The organism is Larsenimonas suaedae, from assembly GCF_023712105.1.
Taxonomy (GTDB): Bacteria; Pseudomonadota; Gammaproteobacteria; order Pseudomonadales; family Halomonadaceae; genus Larsenimonas; species Larsenimonas suaedae.
The window spans coordinates 41222-57571 of sequence record NZ_JAMLJI010000004.1; the positions used below are offsets into that span (position 1 = coordinate 41222).

Consider the following 16350-nt stretch of genomic DNA (forward strand, 5'->3'; position numbering starts at 1 on the left):
CAGGCCCATGGCGGATTCAACCGGACTCCAGTACACGATGACCCTTCCGGGGCTGACGGCCGACGCCGTCGCCGTGGTTTCGTTCGAGCTGACCGAGGGGCTTTCCGAGCCGTTCGAGCTGACGGTGCATTTGGCCTGCGAGCAGAGCGGGCTCACGGCCGAGGCGATGCTCGATAAGCCCGCCACGCTTTCCCTGTACCGAAACGGCGTGTGTCAGCGCACGGTCAGCGGCGTGGTCAGCGCCTTTACCCGCGGTGCCACCGGCGCGCGCCGCACTCGCTACGTGGTCGAGGTGCGCCCGGCGCTGTGGCGGCTGTCGCTCAGGCAGAATTCGCGCATCTTCCAGCACGCCACGCCGCAGGCCATTATCGCAACGCTTCTGGAAGAGCGCGGCATCACCGACGCCAAGTTCATGCTGAGCGCGACCCCGCTCGAGCGTGAGTACTGCGTGCAGTACCGCGAGAACGACCTTGCCTTCATCGAGCGCCTCGCCGCCGAGGAAGGGCTCTTCTACTTCCACACGTTCGAAAACGGCCAGCATCAGCTCTATTTCACCGACGACGTGGCCAGCCTTCCGTGGGTGGCGGTGGCCGAACTCAACGCCAACAGCGGCGGCGCCTCGCACACCGAACAATCGCTGTTCACCTTCCGCCACGCCTGGCAGCTCGCCCACGACGAGGTAACGCTCAAGGACTACACTTTCAAGCGGCCGCGCTACGACCTCGCCTTCAACGAGCAGCCGACCCAACAGACCGGCCGAGAGGAGGAAGGCGACACCGGCGAGCCGCGGTACCCCTTCTACGACTACCCCGGCCGGTTCAAGCGTGACGCCACCGGGGAGCCTTACACCCGCACGCGGATGGAGTATTTGACCCGCGAGGCCGATACGGCGATGGCCACCGGCAACCTGATGATGCTGATGGGCGGCAGCCGCGTGACGCTCGCCGGTGCCTACCCGAGCACCGACAACACCGACTGGAGCGTGATTCGGGTCAAACACACCGGCCGGCAGGATCAGGCGCTGGAAGAAGACGCCGGCGGCGCTGGCGCAGACGGCACGTTTTACGAGAACCGCCTGACGCTTTTGCCGGGGGATCGCCCCTGGCGGCCCGCCCCCGAGCCCAAACCCCGGGTCGATGGCCCGCAGATCGCGGTGGTCACCGGGCCGAAGGGCGAGGAGATCTACACCGACGAACACGGCCGGGTGAAGGTGCAGTTCCCCTGGGACCGCTACGGCAAGGGCGATGAGACCACATCTGCGTTTCTGCGCGTCTCGCAGGACTGGGCCAGCGGCAGCTACGGCATGATGACGCTGCCGCGCATCGGCCATGAAGTGATCGTCTCGTTTCTGGAAGGCGACCCCGATCAGCCCATCGTCACCGGGCGCACCTACCACGCCGTCAACGTGGCGCCGTACCCGCTGCCCGCCCACAAGACGGTGAGCGTCTGGCGCACCCAGACCCACAAGGGCGAAGGCTTCAACGAGCTGCGTTTCGAAGACGCGCAAGACAGCGAGCAGATTCGCTGGCACGCCCAGAAGGACATGAGCGTGCACGTCACCAACGACCGGCTCGACGAGGTCAAGCGCAACAGCGACCTCACCATCAAGCGCAACCTCACCGCCAAGCTCGACGCCAGTGACCATCATCGGGTGGCCGGCGAACGGCGGATCAAGGTCGACGGCAATGATCATCAGACTATTGATGCCACCGCACATGAGCACATCGGCGCCAGCCATCTTCTCGAGGCCGGCACCGAAGTGCACCACGAGGCCGGGGTGAAACTGGTGGTCGAGGCCGGCGCCGAGATCACGCTAAAGGCCGGCGGCGGCTTCATCACCATCAACGCAAGCGGCGTGACCATCGGCGGCAACGTCAAGATGAACGCCGGCGGCAGCCCCGGAAGCGGCACCCCCGCCGCCCCCGAGCCGCCCGAGCCGGTCGAGGCGCTGGCCAACGCCAATGTCTCGCCCAATGACTACGCGGTGGAAGCCTCGCTGATCCCCCTGTGTGGCAAGCTAAAGGACGGCGGCTGTACGAGCACCGATGAGGCCCCCGATAGCCCCTGTGCCCGTGAGGACTGCCCATGGCGGTAACCCCCCTCTGGCAGAAAAGCCGGACGCTGCCGGACCCCAGAGCCGCCCATCCGCGTGGGCACACGCGGCTGTGGCACTGGGTGATCGACCCGCGTCGCGCACCGCGAGAGGCGCGCGCGCTGCACGCCCTCGAGGATGCCCGCGAGATCTTCCCGCTGCTTGCCGGCACCCCGCTTGCCGACCTTCAGGCCAGTGGCCCGCTGTGGGTGCAGGTGCCGGGTGACGGCCCCGGTTTCGACGCCTGTATGGCGCTTGCCGAACGTGCCCGCGGCGGCTGGTGTTTTCTGCCAGAGACCGACGTGTTCGAGACGCTGCTTGCGCAGTTGCAGGGGCTGCTGATTCTGCCGGACCCCCTGGGCGGTGAGTCCGCACTTCACATCGAAGACCCGGCGACGATCAGTGCGCTCTTGATGGCGGCCACCGAACGCGAGCGCGCCGCGTTCACAGGCCCGCTCGGCGAGCTTGTCACCCCGACCCCGCACGGAGCGTGGCGCCACTGGTTTCCAAGCGAGGCCGAGCCGAGCCCAAGACGCGCGCTCACTCGCACGCTTCATGCCGCGCTGAACGATGCCCACCGGCGCTGGTGGCTCGCCGAGAGGCAGGCGCTCGAGCTCGATGACATCAGTGACGACGCGCTTGGCAGACTTTCGCGACTGAACGCCTCTGGCATTACGCAGCGCAGACATCTCATGCGGCTCATGCCGCTGATCATCGATGACCGGCCGTGGACATCGGCGGTCGAGGCGGTGCTTGACGGCCCTCAGCCCGGCTGGCAAAAGGTTCAGGCGCTTGCCGAACGACTTGATAACGTGACCCAGGATTAAGCGCGTCTCGAGCAGAAACGCGCACAGCGAACAGGCAGGTAGATATGGCGGATGACACGGAGTATACGGTCAAGGATGGTGATGACCTCACCCATATTGCCGAGGAGCACGGTCTCTCGGTCGATGAGTTGGCGGCTCAAAATCCAGACATCGAGAACGTGGATCTGATTTATCCGGAGCAGAAAATACGCCTGCGTGAGCGAAAGGAAATTCAAGAAGCGGCGAAGCAGGATCAATCCGAAGGCAGTATAAGCTCACCCATCTCTCTTCAGGAGCCTGGCGAGCCGCCGACCGATTCGGCGGTTGCCGAGGAGCCCGCGCACGGCTGTAAGCCTGCAAAGTTTGTCGATGTTATTCACATTACCGGCACCTCGACGTTTTACCTTCTGCCGGAGCAGGCCTCGAATGACCTGCACGAAGCGGCCAATGCGCTCACACAGGCGGCGGCGCAATCGGGAACAGCGCGTATCCAGGCGCTGGAAAGCGAGGCGGGCATCATCAGCTACTTGTTGCCAGCTTCCGAAGGCTCGTTTCTTAGCGAGTCGGAGCGTAAGCAGTACAACCAGCTAACGTATGAGATCAATGATTTCAATAGTGATATTGATGAGCTGGATCGACGAATCGAGTCGGCCAGCATGGAAGACTTACCTCTCTTGGCGCAACAGAAAGGGGCTATTCGAACTAAAATCAGGCGCCATGAAAGAACGCTCCGGAATTTGCGCAAAACAGCGCGCACCTTGGCTACGGAAAATGGCTATACCATCGACGGTAACGCGTTTTATGGCCCATGGGTCGATGAAATAAAGGCGGCACTGGAAGCGTACAAGCAGAGCCGTAGCACGCTGGTAAAGTTTTGCCTTGAAGGCCCTGCCAAAACGTATCTGGATACGCTTTCGAGAACTAGCGGTCAGGATTTTGGCGATCTTGAATCGATCAATGGCATTATCTCCGCGTATCAAGAGCTGAGCGCCGCCTGTGAGAACGACAAGGCAAAATCTGTGTGCGTTGCACCGATGGGCCGGATCAACACCATACGGAAGATTCTAGATGCTGTTCAAAAACGCTATGCCGACAGCATTATAAAACTTGGCGATCTCGGCATTGCGGTACCGGAACTGGCGCTTGCCGGAGATGAGGGAAGCGGGACATCTGAATTCGGCGAATTCAACAAGACGCTGCTCGAACTGCACGCGATCAGTGAACAATTGAAAGCCAAGGTCAAGGATTGGTCGATCGCGACCGGGCGGGCTGCGCCTATTCCGATGTTCGTGTTCAAAAAAGAGCGTGAAAAGTACCGAGCTACAAAAGACACACTGGACCGGCAATTCAACGCCGCCAAGGCCAGGGTTAAAAACACCGTACCGCGCCGGACGCTGTTCTGGCACACCGATATCGAAGACAGCCGCTACGCGCTGGGGTACAAGCCAACGCCGATTAGCCTGCTGGTCAAGAAGGGCTACCCGCTCAGGGAATTCACCTCGCCCAAGCTCTCTCGCCCACTGGCCCACGTAAGCTTAAAGCAGCTGCCGATGACCGACGACGAAGCTGACGCCATCGCGGCCGCGCTCGACCAGGATGGCATTCTGCCCGCCAACCCCCGAAGCTTCGACGAATCGGCCCTGGGGCTATGGCTCAGGAACCGAGGGGCGCTTGCGGTCAGTATCCGTGATGAATGGTTCAACGAACTCGGCTTTTTCGAGGCCAGTACCTTTATCGCCGACATCAAGAAAAGCCACGACATCAGCTGCCTGGATGGTCAGGAAGGGGCGTGGGGCGATGCGCTCGAGCGCATGCTGTTCGAAGCACAGGAAGATAACCTCTACCGATTCTTCGACGTCTCGGCACAGGCCCAATACAGCCGCCTGTTCGGGGTGATCGACAGTGAACTGAACCAGCGCATCGACGACCGGGTCACTGCCCTGGTCGAACTGCCCGGCCGTAACCCCCAGACGGCGCCCTCATTCGAGTTCGCGACCTTCGAAGGCAGCGTGGGCGATGCCAGCAGCCCCGCCGGGGTCGAGCGCAAAGCGCGGAACGGCCTACAGAGCGATACGTTCGACCCGGGCACAGTCGATGACGACGGCAACCGCCGCCGCGAGTGGCAGACGGCGCAGTCCAGCACCACCGAGGCCTCGGCCAAGCAGTCGTTCGAGATCAAGGGCGCGTTCAATCTGGCCAAGGGCGAGATCGAGCTGGGCTCGCTCGAACTGCCCACCCGGGCTCAGGCCCGGCAGAACCCGATCAAGGTCGAGCTCGACAATACCGCCCACGGCGTGATTCAGCGCGACCTCGGCGCGTACACGCTCGAGTGGAACCTGGTTGCCAAGGGGCTGGCCGCCGTCAGCGTTCAGCTTTCCGAATCGGTCGGCATTTCAGTCGACCCCACCAGTGGGGGCGCTTCGCTCCAGGGCATCGAGTTTGCCGGCGGTGCAAGCCTCGAAGGGCAGCTCTACGCCGGGGTCAGTCTCGCACTCGAAAGCACCCACAGCCTGAACTGGTGCCCGCCGTCGGACGCCTACGAGCACCTGCCGGCCTACGCCGCCCACAAGCGCCTGACCGGAGAAACACAGGCCGAGCTGGACTGGACATCGCTGGCCCGGGCCACGTTCAGCGGGGAAGCCGGCGCTGGGGCCGGTGGCAGCATCGACTTCGCGCTCAAGCTCGAGCATGGCCGGCTGATCTTCGAATCCAAGCTCAAGGCCTTCTGTGGTGCCGGGGTGGCGGGCAAGGTCTCGGTGGCGCTTGATCTAGAGCGGCTGGACTTCTGGATGCTGCTGATCAACCAGGCCATGATCGACAACCGCAACAAGGTGCCGGCCTGGATTCACGAGGACGCCGGCACGTTCCTGGAAAACATCGGCTTTGCCGCCGCCGCCTTCGGCATCGAACTGGCCCTGCTGATCGGCCACAACGTGCAGGCGCTGCAGGACATGATCGACACCCTTCGGCGGGGGGATCGAAGCGGCATGATCGCCTACAAGATCGTCACCGATGACGCGCATCAGGACGAGTTCAAGCACTGGATGATCCGGTTCATGCCCGGCGCGTTGGGGCCGTTGCTTAATCTGCTGACGAGTGAGCCAGCTTCTTTTGATCCGGGAGATGGGTATGCTCATTCAAAGGATGAAGCGTTGGTATACCAACAAAAAGCGATGTACCTCTGTGCCAACTGGCTGTATGAGGCCGCGCGTTACGGTGATTTTGATAACGTGTGCTATGGATTCAATGACTTTAGTAACCCAAATCCGGCACAGACATTGTATACCGAGGCCATGTTTCGAATGAACGTGCAAGGAGATAAAGCCCGGTCGGGCTATTTAATGGATTTTTACGATTCGAGAGATAAGATAAAAGATTTTATGAATAATAATTTAGATAGGTCTGGTTATGATAACCTACCTCGGGAAGCTCAGTCGGTAGCTGATAGTTATCATTACCTAAAATTTTATAAACTTTTTGAACGATTAGCACCTTTGGAAAGCTCTGAAATGGATCAGTACGGCTATGGTAGAGGTTGATTATGTCGAGTAGAAAAAAAATGGCAGCATTTTTATTTTTGTTTGTTCTTTTTTCAGAATTTGTAAGTGCGGATGGAAAGCTTGAGGATGGTGTTTATTTATACAATATCGATAGTGAAAAAAGTGCTATCCCATATCTCCGTTCAGAAGCGAAAGAAGGGGATTCAATTGCACAAAGGCTTTTGGCTTATAAGTTATCTTATATGGGCTCAATGACTAGTGAGTCTTTAAAATGGTATCTTGCTTCCGCTGAGAATGGCGATCTTTATTCTATGATTGCCCTTGGCCGTGTTGACGCCTGTAAATCCTCTAATTTCTGCTCTCCCGATAATGGCGGTTGGTTTGATTATTTTATAAAAGAAGCTAAGAGTCGCTCGGAAAGTAATGACGGAAAAGCAATGAGGGCTTTAAGTTATTATTATGGGTTAATAGGGGACAATGATGAAAAATATAGATGGTTAAAAAGGTCGGCGAAGTCCGGGTACGCTAGAGCTCAATATGATTTAGCAATGGAGATAAAGAAAGGAAAAGGATTTTATTGGAGTGAAACCAGTAGAAATAAAGATGTAGAGGAATGGTACAAGAAGTCTTCTGATAATGGTTTTTATCCAGCAACAATTGCTTTAAGTAGTCTTTATTTCAATGTTGAAAAATATAAGGAAGGAAAAAATCTACTCCATGAGGCATTTGATGATGGCTTCGTTGGCGCTTTTGATGTGATGTATAGGTGTACATCTGGGATGTCGCTAAGGTACAGAGATTTAGTATGTGGGGATCTGAAAGTTAACAAGCCGGAAGCGTGGGGTATAATGTTATATATGAATGATTATGGAGTATATGTCGACGAAGCATCTGAATATGAAGATAGTTTCACTTATGAAGAAAGGAAAGAAGCCGAAAAATACTATCAAGAGCTGAAATCTAAAATTCCCAGGCTCTTCGGTCAGCGCGTCGTCTATTGATTAAAAGCCCTTCGGGGCTTTTTTTATAGCTCAATACAGCTGCCTGTTCGGGATGATCGACAGCGAACTTAATTAGCGCATCGACGACCGGGTCACTGCCCTGGTCGAACTGCCCGGCCGTACCCCCCCAGACGGCGCCCTCGTTCGAGTTCGCGACCTTCGAAGGCTGTGTAGACGGCATCGACTATATCGAGGGCGAGCTGGGCGCGCAAAGCAGCGGCGAAGCGTTCGCGGGCGCGAGCGTGACCGCAGAAATGTGCGTGTCGCTCAACTGGTGCCCGCCGGCCGATCTGCAAGACCAGCTTCCGGTATTGAATGCCCATCAGCGTCTGCTGGGCGAGAGCGATATCTCCCTCCGTGGCTGGCGGCCGTTGGCGGTGGCCAAACTGGCTGGAGAGGCCAGCTGGGGCGTGGGGGTCAGCTTCGATTTCGAGCTGATCGTCCGCAACGGGCGGTTTCACTTCCGGTTCAAGCTCAAGGCGGTGATGGGTGAAGGCATGGGCGGCAGTGTCGATGTCGAACTGGACCTCGACCGCCTCGACATCTGGCTGTTGATGGTCAACCAGGCCGTGCTCGACAGCGCCGACGATACGCTCGAATGGGTGCAGCCCGAAGCCCGCTCGGCACTGGCCAAGATCGGCTACTTCATCGTCACCGCCGGGTTCGAAGTCGCGGCGCTGCTTGCACACAACCTGCAAGCGCTGGACGACGCCTACGACCGCTTTACCACCCCCGAACGCAGCGGCATCATCGCCTACCAGATAGTTAGTGACGACAGCCACGACAGAGAATTTCGGGCTTGGGTGATCCGGCTACTGCCCGAAGCGCTGGGGGCGTTATTGGAGACGCTGATCAGTCGCTCGCAGGCCTTTGATCTTAGAGGAGGGGCAAACGTTGAGGAAGTCGACGCATTGCTTTTACAGCAGCAAGCGATCGTCAAGATCATGAAATGGCTTATCGAGGCAGCGAAGGATGGCGATTTTGACGGCACGCATTATGGCTTTGGAAATTCGAGCACACGTAATCCCGCGCAGAAGCTGTTCCGCAATGCTGTCATCTCGATGAAGGATATGGCGATGTATGGGGTTGGGATTGCTCCTGAGCAAGTCGCGCCTGAGGATATAAACTACGGATCCAACCTAGGGAGAATAAGTAATTTTATAAATAATTCTCCAGATGAAGGAGATGAAATGCAATATATTAGAATAAAAGATGATTTCTACTGGTCTAAAGAGAAATTGTCCGCCGGAGGTGATCTGTGAGATTTTTTGTTTTTATTTTCATGATGAGTTTTGCAGTAACAAGCTTTGCACTAAGCAAAGAAGCTATTGAAAGTAAAGAGAAGGCAGTCTCTATTTATAATTTAAGGGATAAGGTTGAATCTGGGCGATATTTCTTGCCAGCAGCCAAAGAGGGTGATCCTTCGTCACAGTATTATTATGCGGTTTCTATCATTTCGAGGGATGGTGGTTTATCAAATGAAGCTATCAAGTGGTTAGATAAATCTGCAAATAATGGAAACCTTAGCGCGATGTTTAGGTTAACAGGCTACGAACTTTGTGCATACGGTAAGTCCTGCCCTCCTAAAGGAAAAGACTGGTTTGATTATGCGGAAAATGAGGCCAAGAAAAGAGCTGAAAAAGGTGATGGAAAGGCCATGTACGTACTTGCGATAGGTTACCTAAATAATGAAAAAGATAACTTATATTATAAGTGGATAGAAAAATCAGCCAAGGCAGAGTATTCGCGTGGTCAGTATGTATGGGCTAAATCCATAAGTAGTGGGCAAGGGTTTTACTTTACAGATTCTGGTCGTAAAGAAGACGCAGCGAAATGGGCCAAAAAAGCGTTTGAAAATGGCTTTCCAGTTGGAGGCTACTTTTATTCTTTGTTAAATAAGGATTCAGTTAATAGCAAGGAGTATATGTTTGAATCTGCTAAAGAAGGCTACGCGCGAGCAATGGATACATTCGCACTTTGCCTTCTTGATGCTGAAAAATTTAAATGTAAAGGCTACGGCGATGACAATAAGCCAAAAGCGATCGCAATCTTTAAATACCTCAAAGAAGTTGGAGGGAGCAATGCCAAATCATCTTACGAATATGCTTTGCGTCTTGTTACAGATAAGGATAAGAACGAATCTAAAAAATACGACTCATGGGTGAGAGAGACATTTAAATATCCATCCTATTTTGAGTATATCGAATAATAGAAATTAAAAGCGCACATATAATTTTATATGTGCGCTTTTTTGCATCGGGTCATCGTTAAATCGTCATTGGCGATGCCTGGTGTGAATGCCAATTCATCGATATCTACAAGTATTCCCTATCAATCGACGGTGAATTCAACCTCGCCAAGGGCACCCTGACCCTGCCCAGCGTGGCGTTGCCACAACGCGAGACGGCCGAGCAGCATCCGTTTCGTGTGCCCTGAGGACGGATAGCGGGCGCGAGCAGCGATGTTTCAGGACCTTCAACCTTGAGATCGAGGCCTCTCTGAACGCCGCCTTCGGGCGGCTTTTTTACGATAAGCCCACCCATCAAATGCGTTAGATACCGCTCAGGAGTCGAGCCTGGCCGCGGGCAGTAGCTTCCGGGCTACAGCCAGTGACGCCCTCGAGAGCGCACAGCACTTGTTCGATTAATCGCTTCTATAGAAAAGGACGACGCACCCATGACGGATGAAATGACCCACTATGCCGATACGGCCTACAGCGTGGACTGGCTGCCGCCTCAGCCGCCAGGACCGGACCAGAGCAAGAAGCTGAAAAAGGAAATGACCATTGCGCGTGTACCCTGGGGCAGCTACGTGGGTATCAACGCAACAAAATATTTCAAGAGCTCCAACGCGTATTGGGTTGAACTTCTTAGGTATCATGGCGAAAAAGCTTTTTTAAAAAATGGATTTTATTATAGTGAAAAAAAAATAAATATTTCGAGCTCTAAAAAAAAGAAGTCAGGCTTTTCAAATAGAATGGAGCGATTCGCTACCGCACTCTCGAGGGCACTGAATTTTAAGGATAACGTAGGTAAAGTTCTAATAATACCTTTTGCATTTTTTGGGCTTTTTTTTCTTTTGAAGTTGGACTTTTATGGTTTTTTTAAATCTTTTTTGGTGCCGTTGGCTTTTTTTTATGCATTTCATGTTTATTATGTAAGAGTGGTTGAGAGAAAGGATTTAACAAGGTATTTTGAGGATAATGAGTGGCGTGATCGGCTCAGCTTTAGCCGCGTAGATGGCATGCTATATTTTAATTATAAGCCTTATCCGTTTCATGAGTTTGATGCTTATTTGCAACGAGAAGTTAGTCAATACAATACGACGCACTATTTAGTGTTACATCATCGCTATCCCGAAAAAAGCTACGATGAAACTTTAAAAGTAAGTCCTAGTTTTACAGTCGGCTCAGGTTTTCCGTCCGAATGTTATGCGTCGTGGGATACGCTTCAGCGCTATATGGACGTTAACCAGCCATTGCCCGATATTCCCGTGCTTGAGATGTTTCGTCACCGCGACCCGACCACACGGGCGTATGACGCCGCCGGCAAACGTGGGCGCCCCGAGCGGTACTGGCGCGATTTTTACCTGAACGCCAGCCAGGAAGAGATCGAGAAGCTGTGTGAGGAACAGGCCAGAAAGGTACGAAGCGCCCCATGGTCCGGCCGGCCGGACGCGATGGAGCTGTCGATTCAGGGCTACCGCAACCAGCGTACCGCCGAGCCGAAGGACATCGACCGGTTCAGCACCTTCCTGCGCAGCACGCCGGAATTCGTTGACCACCCCGAAGCGCAGAAAAACACCGATTCAAGCGACGATGCTTCAAACGAACCCTCTGAAAACGACGAACCGCCGCGGAAGTCTTGAGTGAGACTCAAAACGCCGCATTGAACGGAAAACGCCACCCGAGGGTGGCGTTTTTTATGGGCAGGCGCCGGTGAGTTGCGTCAGTCGGTGTTCTTTTCCGGCATTAGCGGCACCTGCGCGTTCTGGCCGGGGCCGGACCCGGCGCTGCCGCCTGAGTTCATCTTGATCGAGGGGCCGACGATGGTCACGCCGGAGGGGTCGAGCTTGATGAAGCTGCCGCCGGCGCTGAGCGAGAGGGTCTGGCCGGCGCTCAGCACCACCTTGTGGCCGCCTTTATGGTGCACGGTCGCCGCCTCCATCAGCCAGCTGGTGGAGGCCCTGGTGTGGCGGGTGGCGCCGATGGTGTGGCTCATGTCGCCACTGACCTGCACCCGGCGCTCGCCCTTGACGGTGAGGTCCTCGCGGCCATCAATGCGGGTCTTCGATATGTTGCCGGTGGTCGAGTGGTGGGTGTTCTGCACGTCGTCGTGGCGGTCGTGCTCGGTGATGAGCTCGAGGTCCTTCTGGGCGTGCTGCCAGATGTGTTCGCTGCCGCTTTTGTCCTCGAAGCGCAGGGCGTTGTAGCCCTCGCCCTGGTGGGTCTGGGTGCGCCAGAGGGTCTGGGTCTTGTTGTCCGGCAGCGGCGCGGGCACGGTATTGGCGGCGTTGTAGGTGCGCCCGGTGATGATGGGCTGATCCGGGTCGCCTTCCAGAAACGAGACGATCACTTCGTGGCCGATGCGCGGCAGCGTGACCATGCCGTAGCCGCCGCCGGCCCAGCCATGGGCGACCCGAACCCAGGCGCTCGGCTGTTCGTCGCGATCCCACGGGAACACCACCTTGACCCGGCCAAACTCGTCGGTGGTGATCTCATCGCCTTCACTGCCGGTCACGCGGGCGATCTGTGGGCCTTCGACCCGCGGCTTGGGCGTGGGGGTGGCCTGCCAGGTCGCGGTGGCCGGAATCAGGTAAGTGTCGTTCTGATAGAAGGTGTCGCCGCTGTCCTGGCCGCCGGCGTCCTCCTCGAGCGCCTGATCCTGCCGGCCCTGGTGGGTAACAGTGGTAATCAGCCAGCGCTGGTTGTCGGCAGCCTCGACGCTGCCGTCGAGAGTGAACGCGTGGCCGGCGCTGAAGCCCGGCAGGTTACCGGTGACGAAGGCGGTGTCGGCGTCGCGGCGCAGGTACTGCTGGCGCGTATTGGCGTAGGGCGCGCCGCTGGCGTCCTTCTTGAAGCGGCCGGGGTAGTCGAAGTGTTCGTAGTCGTCCTGCTGGCCGTTGAGCGTCGAGGCCTGCGCGGTGTGGTCAAGAGCGTAGGCCGGGCGCTTGAAGGTGTAATCCTTGAGTTCCGAGCGAGACGGCGCGACGCGGGCGGTGCGTGAAAATGCCCACAAAAGCGGCGTGGGCGCGCGGCCGCCGGCGTTGGTGTTGAGGGTGGCGCTGCCAAGCGCCGGGGCGCTGGCCAGCGTGTCGGTAATCACCAGCGTGTGTGCGCTTTTCGTGAAGGTGTGGTAGTAGACCCAGCCTTCCTCGGCGGCGAGGCGTTCGAAAAACGCCAGATCGGTCTCGCTGTACTGCACGCAGTACTCCCGCACTTCCCCCGGGGCGCTGACGTTGAACTGCACATCGGTGATGCCCGCGTTACTTAAAAGCGTCTGGGCGATGGCCTGCGGCGTCTGCTGCTGGAAAAACCGCGAGGTCTGGGTGAGCGAGAGCTGCCACAGCGCCGGGCGCAGGATCAGGCGGTAGCGCGTGCGACGATGGCCGGTGGTGCCGCGGGTAACCTCGGAAATCACGCCGTGAAAGGCGCGGGCGACCGTGCCGTTTTGGAAGACCTCGAGCGTGGCGGCCTGCCCCAGAAGTGAGTCATCGAGCGGGGTGTGCTGGCTTGCAAGCTCTGCCGTCAGCGAAAACGGGGTGCTCAGCGCTTCCTCGCATCGAAACCCCGCGACCACGACATCGTCGGGGTTACCGGGCAGGGTGAGGGTCATCTGGAGTCCGGTGGCATCGGTCATGGGAGCCTCGCATTGGGGTCGGGCCTGGGTCGGCGGCGGTGCCGGGCATCGGCGTGTGTCACGCGTGGCGGTCGGTCTCTGCGCGCACTGCGCGGTGACAGGAAACCACTGTCATTTCAAAAGCACAAATGCCGCGCCCGAGGGCGCGGCAAGGATCAGGCCGGGGCCTGAGACCACGGGGCGCTTACGCTTCGAGCGGAGCGCGCCAGTCGTCGGAACCGCTGGTGCCGGAAACGGTGTGCTCCCAGTCGACCTTGCGGTACGCCATGGAGATGTCGATGAGCTGAGTGAACTCGGACTTCTGCAGATCCTGGGCGTGCGGCATCTTGAAGTCGATGTCGACGATGGTGGCGTCGGTCAGCGTGGTGGTGAAGTAGTGCTCCTGACGGCCTTCAACAGAAGTGCGGTACCACTTCAGCGCGACGTTCGGCAGCATTTCACCGGAGGCGAGGGCGTTGTAAAGCAGCGGCACGGCCTTGTTCAGCGCAACGGTAATGATGAACGGCTTGTGCACGCGCTGGCCGGAGGGCTGGCCGGACTGCGGGTCGGTCGGCACGGTGACGTTGTGCTTGAATTCCTGCACCAGCATCTCGTCTTCGTGGCCTTCAACGTAGATGTTGCCGACGGAGTCGGAAGTGAAGGCGCCGGCGGTGATGTTGCCCTGGGTCTGGCCCTGAATCGAGATATAGCAAGGTGTTGGCATGAGTCTGCTCTTCCTTTGATATGAATGAACGGTGCGTACCGGTTAAGGAGCAATCGGCGTGCCAGTATTTATTTTCCATTTATTATCAATCGCTTACTTTTTATTGCGTAAGCGCGCCCCGCGCAGGCGTGCAACTTGTTGCCCGCGCGGTGAGCAATAAGTTGCCCGGTGGGCAAGCGGTTGCCCGGCGGCTGTTAAGCCGCGTAACCGACCCGCCTTTGGTCGAATAGAGACCAAAGTGTGCTGCGCTTTGTCTGACAAATGCGCTATCGATTATAGGCGGGGTCATAGATAAGACGGATAAAACATGGCCCTGACCGATAGGATTCTTCGATGGGAGCAGCTCATGGCAAGACCGACCGACGACGCCAGCCCTTGGCAGGCGATTCAACGCAACCCGACCTTTCAAACCCTGGTCGAGCGCCGCGGGCGCTTCGCGACGCGACTGTCGCTGATCATGATGGCGCTGTACTTCACCTTCATCCTATTGATCGCCTTTGCTCCGGGAGTACTTGGCATGCCGCTCGGAAGCGGGACGGTCATCACCCTCGGTATCCCGATCGGGCTTGGCCTGATCGTGGTGGCTATCGTGCTGACCGGCATCTACGTGCGCCGCGCCAATGGGGAGTTTGACCGGCTGACCGCCGAGATTCTGGATGACGTCAAGAAGCAGCGCACGGGGGGTGGGCATGGTGATTAATCGACAACGTCTTTTATGGGCTCTGTGGCTGGTGTTGGTCGGCGCGCTGGTACTGACACCGCAGATCGTGTTTGCCGACGCCATCACGGGGTCGGTCGAGAAACGCAGCATCAACGTCTCGGCCATCGTGCTGTTTTTGGTGTTCGTGGCGGCAACGCTTGTGATTACGTGGTGGGCATCGAAACAGAACCGCACCGCGTCGGATTATTACGCCGCCGGCGGCAAGATCACCGGCTTTCAGAACGGGCTGGCGATTTCGGGGGATTTCATGTCGGCGGCGTCCTTTCTGGGCATCTCCGCGTTGGTGTTTACCTCGGGCTACGATGGGTTGATCTACTCGATGGGCTTTCTGGTCGGCTGGCCGATCATCATGTTCCTGATCGCCGAGCGGCTGCGTAATCTGGGCCGCTATACCTTTGCCGATGTGGCCTCGTTCCGCCTCGGCAAGCGCCCCGTGCGGACGCTCTCGGCGTTTGGCTCGCTTGCGGTGGTGGCGCTTTATCTGATTGCGCAGGTGGTTGGGGCAGGCAAGCTGATTCAGCTGTTGTTCGGACTCGATTACGTGATCGCGGTGGTCGCGGTGGGCGTGCTGATGGTGTGCTACGTGCTGTTCGGCGGCATGCTGGCGACCACCTGGGTTCAGATGATCAAGGCCGCGATTTTGCTGTTCGGCGCGACCTTCATGGCGTTGATGGTGCTGGCGCACGTGGATTTCAGCCTCGAGGGCCTGTTCCAGCAGGCGGTCGATGTGCACGACAACGGCGCAGCGATCATGAGCCCGGGCGGGCTGGTGGATGACCCGATCTCGGCGATCTCGCTGGGCCTTGCCTTGATGTTCGGCACCGCCGGGCTTCCGCACATTCTGATGCGCTTTTTCACCGTGAGTGACGCCAAGGAGGCGCGCAAGAGCGTGTTCGTGGCGACCGGCTTCATCGGCTACTTCTACATTCTGACCTTCATCATCGGCTTCGGCGCGATCATTCTGGTCAGCACCAATCCGACCTTCATGGACGACACCGGGGCGATCATCGGCGGCACCAACATGGTGGCGGTGCATCTGGCCGAGGCGGTCGGCGGCAGCCTGTTCTTGGGCTTCATTTCCGCAGTCGCCTTCGCGACCATTCTGGCGGTGGTGGCGGGGCTTGCGCTTGCCGGGGCATCGGCCATCTCGCATGACCTCTACGCGGGCGTCCTCAAAAATGATAACGCCGATGAAGCGAAAGAAGTGCGGATCTCCAAGATCACCGTGCTGGTGCTTGGGGTGGTGTCGATCGTTCTGGGGATCGCATTCGAAACCCAGAACGTCGCCTTCATGGTGGGGCTTGCGTTTTCGATCGCGGCGAGCTGTAACTTCCCGGTGCTGCTGCTTTCGATGTACTGGAAGCGGCTCACGACCCGCGGGGCGGTGATCGGTGGCGGGCTGGGGCTTCTGACCGCGATCGCGCTGGTGATTCTCGGGCCGACGGTGTGGGTGCAGGTGTTCGGCTATGAAAATGCGATCTACCCCTACAAGTACCCGGCGCTCTTCTCGATGGCGGTCGCGTTCATCGGTATCTGGCTGTTCTCGATCACCGACAACTCCGAGCGGGCGCGGCTCGAACGTGAGGCGTTCGACGCTCAGTTCGTTCGCTCCCAGACCGGGCTTGGCGCCCACGGCGCGGTCGATCACTGAGTCATTTCAAGACCAATG

The 16350-nt window shown here is 57.6% G+C and carries 11 protein-coding genes; 9 read left to right on the forward strand and 2 right to left on the reverse strand.

Annotation, left to right across the window (positions count from 1 at the left end):
- Window positions 1-7: 7 nt before the first annotated feature.
- The 7 genes from NAT49_RS11910 (at window position 8) to NAT49_RS11940 (ending at window position 11266) form a co-directional block, all read left to right on the forward strand.
- A complete protein-coding gene (locus NAT49_RS11910) occupies window positions 8-2095 on the forward strand; it encodes a type VI secretion system Vgr family protein (RefSeq protein ID WP_251594478.1) in 2088 nt (695 codons plus the stop codon).
- Window positions 2086-2919 (forward strand): DUF4123 domain-containing protein, encoded by an 834-nt coding sequence (locus NAT49_RS11915; RefSeq protein WP_251594480.1) that lies wholly within the window; start codon window positions 2086-2088, stop codon window positions 2917-2919. Before NAT49_RS11910 ends, NAT49_RS11915 begins: the two co-directional genes overlap by 10 nt.
- 44 nt (window positions 2920-2963) lie before the next feature.
- On the forward strand, window positions 2964-6437 hold the full coding sequence (locus tag NAT49_RS11920; RefSeq protein ID WP_251594482.1) for a LysM peptidoglycan-binding domain-containing protein: 3474 nt from the start codon (window positions 2964-2966) through the stop codon (window positions 6435-6437).
- Window positions 6438-6457: 20 nt separating this feature from the next.
- Complete coding sequence (locus NAT49_RS11925; protein ID WP_251594484.1) at window positions 6458-7399, forward strand: tetratricopeptide repeat protein; 942 nt, start codon at window positions 6458-6460, stop codon at window positions 7397-7399.
- Window positions 7400-7641: 242 nt separating this feature from the next.
- The gene (locus NAT49_RS11930; protein ID WP_251594485.1) at window positions 7642-8661 is read left to right on the forward strand and encodes a hypothetical protein; all 1020 of its coding nucleotides are present in this window, start codon (window positions 7642-7644) and stop codon (window positions 8659-8661) included.
- Complete coding sequence (locus tag NAT49_RS11935; protein WP_251594487.1) at window positions 8658-9608, forward strand: tetratricopeptide repeat protein; 951 nt, start codon at window positions 8658-8660, stop codon at window positions 9606-9608. The genes NAT49_RS11930 and NAT49_RS11935 overlap by 4 nt, the downstream gene beginning before the upstream one ends.
- A 467-nt stretch (window positions 9609-10075) precedes the next feature.
- On the forward strand, window positions 10076-11266 hold the full coding sequence (locus tag NAT49_RS11940; RefSeq protein WP_251594489.1) for a hypothetical protein: 1191 nt from the start codon (window positions 10076-10078) through the stop codon (window positions 11264-11266).
- A gap of 80 nt (window positions 11267-11346) precedes the next feature.
- On the opposite strand, the gene tssI is transcribed toward NAT49_RS11940, so the two are convergent.
- Together tssI and NAT49_RS11950 are read right to left on the reverse strand one after the other, a co-directional pair.
- A complete protein-coding gene (tssI, locus tag NAT49_RS11945; protein ID WP_251594491.1) occupies window positions 11347-13257 on the reverse strand; it encodes a type VI secretion system tip protein TssI/VgrG in 1911 nt (636 codons plus the stop codon).
- 184 nt (window positions 13258-13441) lie between these two features.
- Window positions 13442-13960, reverse strand: coding sequence for an Hcp family type VI secretion system effector (locus NAT49_RS11950; protein WP_251594493.1), 519 nt, complete (start codon window positions 13958-13960; stop codon window positions 13442-13444).
- Between the two features lie 346 nt (window positions 13961-14306).
- On the opposite strand from NAT49_RS11950, the gene NAT49_RS11955 reads away from it, so the two are divergent.
- Both NAT49_RS11955 and NAT49_RS11960 read left to right on the forward strand, forming a co-directional pair.
- Window positions 14307-14660: a DUF485 domain-containing protein gene (locus NAT49_RS11955; protein ID WP_251594495.1), complete on the forward strand. Its 354-nt coding sequence runs from the start codon at window positions 14307-14309 to the stop codon at window positions 14658-14660.
- Window positions 14650-16332: a cation acetate symporter gene (locus NAT49_RS11960; RefSeq protein ID WP_251594497.1), complete on the forward strand. Its 1683-nt coding sequence runs from the start codon at window positions 14650-14652 to the stop codon at window positions 16330-16332. The genes NAT49_RS11955 and NAT49_RS11960 overlap by 11 nt, the downstream gene beginning before the upstream one ends.
- Window positions 16333-16350: the final 18 nt, after the last annotated feature.

Excerpts from the sequence above, each read along its gene's own strand:
- tssI (WP_251594491.1), bottom strand. The coding sequence starts at position 13,257 with ATGACCGATGCCACCGGACTCCAGATGACCCTCACCCTGCCCGGTAAC.
- NAT49_RS11915 (WP_251594480.1), top strand. The coding sequence starts at position 2,086 with ATGGCGGTAACCCCCCTCTGGCAGAAAAGCCGGACGCTGCCGGACCCC.
- NAT49_RS11960 (WP_251594497.1), top strand. The coding sequence starts at position 14,650 with ATGGTGATTAATCGACAACGTCTTTTATGGGCTCTGTGGCTGGTGTTG.
- NAT49_RS11925 (WP_251594484.1), top strand. The coding sequence starts at position 6,458 with ATGGCAGCATTTTTATTTTTGTTTGTTCTTTTTTCAGAATTTGTAAGT.
- NAT49_RS11950 (WP_251594493.1), bottom strand. The coding sequence starts at position 13,960 with ATGCCAACACCTTGCTATATCTCGATTCAGGGCCAGACCCAGGGCAAC.
- NAT49_RS11920 (WP_251594482.1), top strand. The coding sequence starts at position 2,964 with ATGGCGGATGACACGGAGTATACGGTCAAGGATGGTGATGACCTCACC.
- NAT49_RS11910 (WP_251594478.1), top strand. The coding sequence starts at position 8 with ATGGCGGATTCAACCGGACTCCAGTACACGATGACCCTTCCGGGGCTG.
- NAT49_RS11940 (WP_251594489.1), top strand. The coding sequence starts at position 10,076 with ATGACGGATGAAATGACCCACTATGCCGATACGGCCTACAGCGTGGAC.
- NAT49_RS11955 (WP_251594495.1), top strand. The coding sequence starts at position 14,307 with ATGGCAAGACCGACCGACGACGCCAGCCCTTGGCAGGCGATTCAACGC.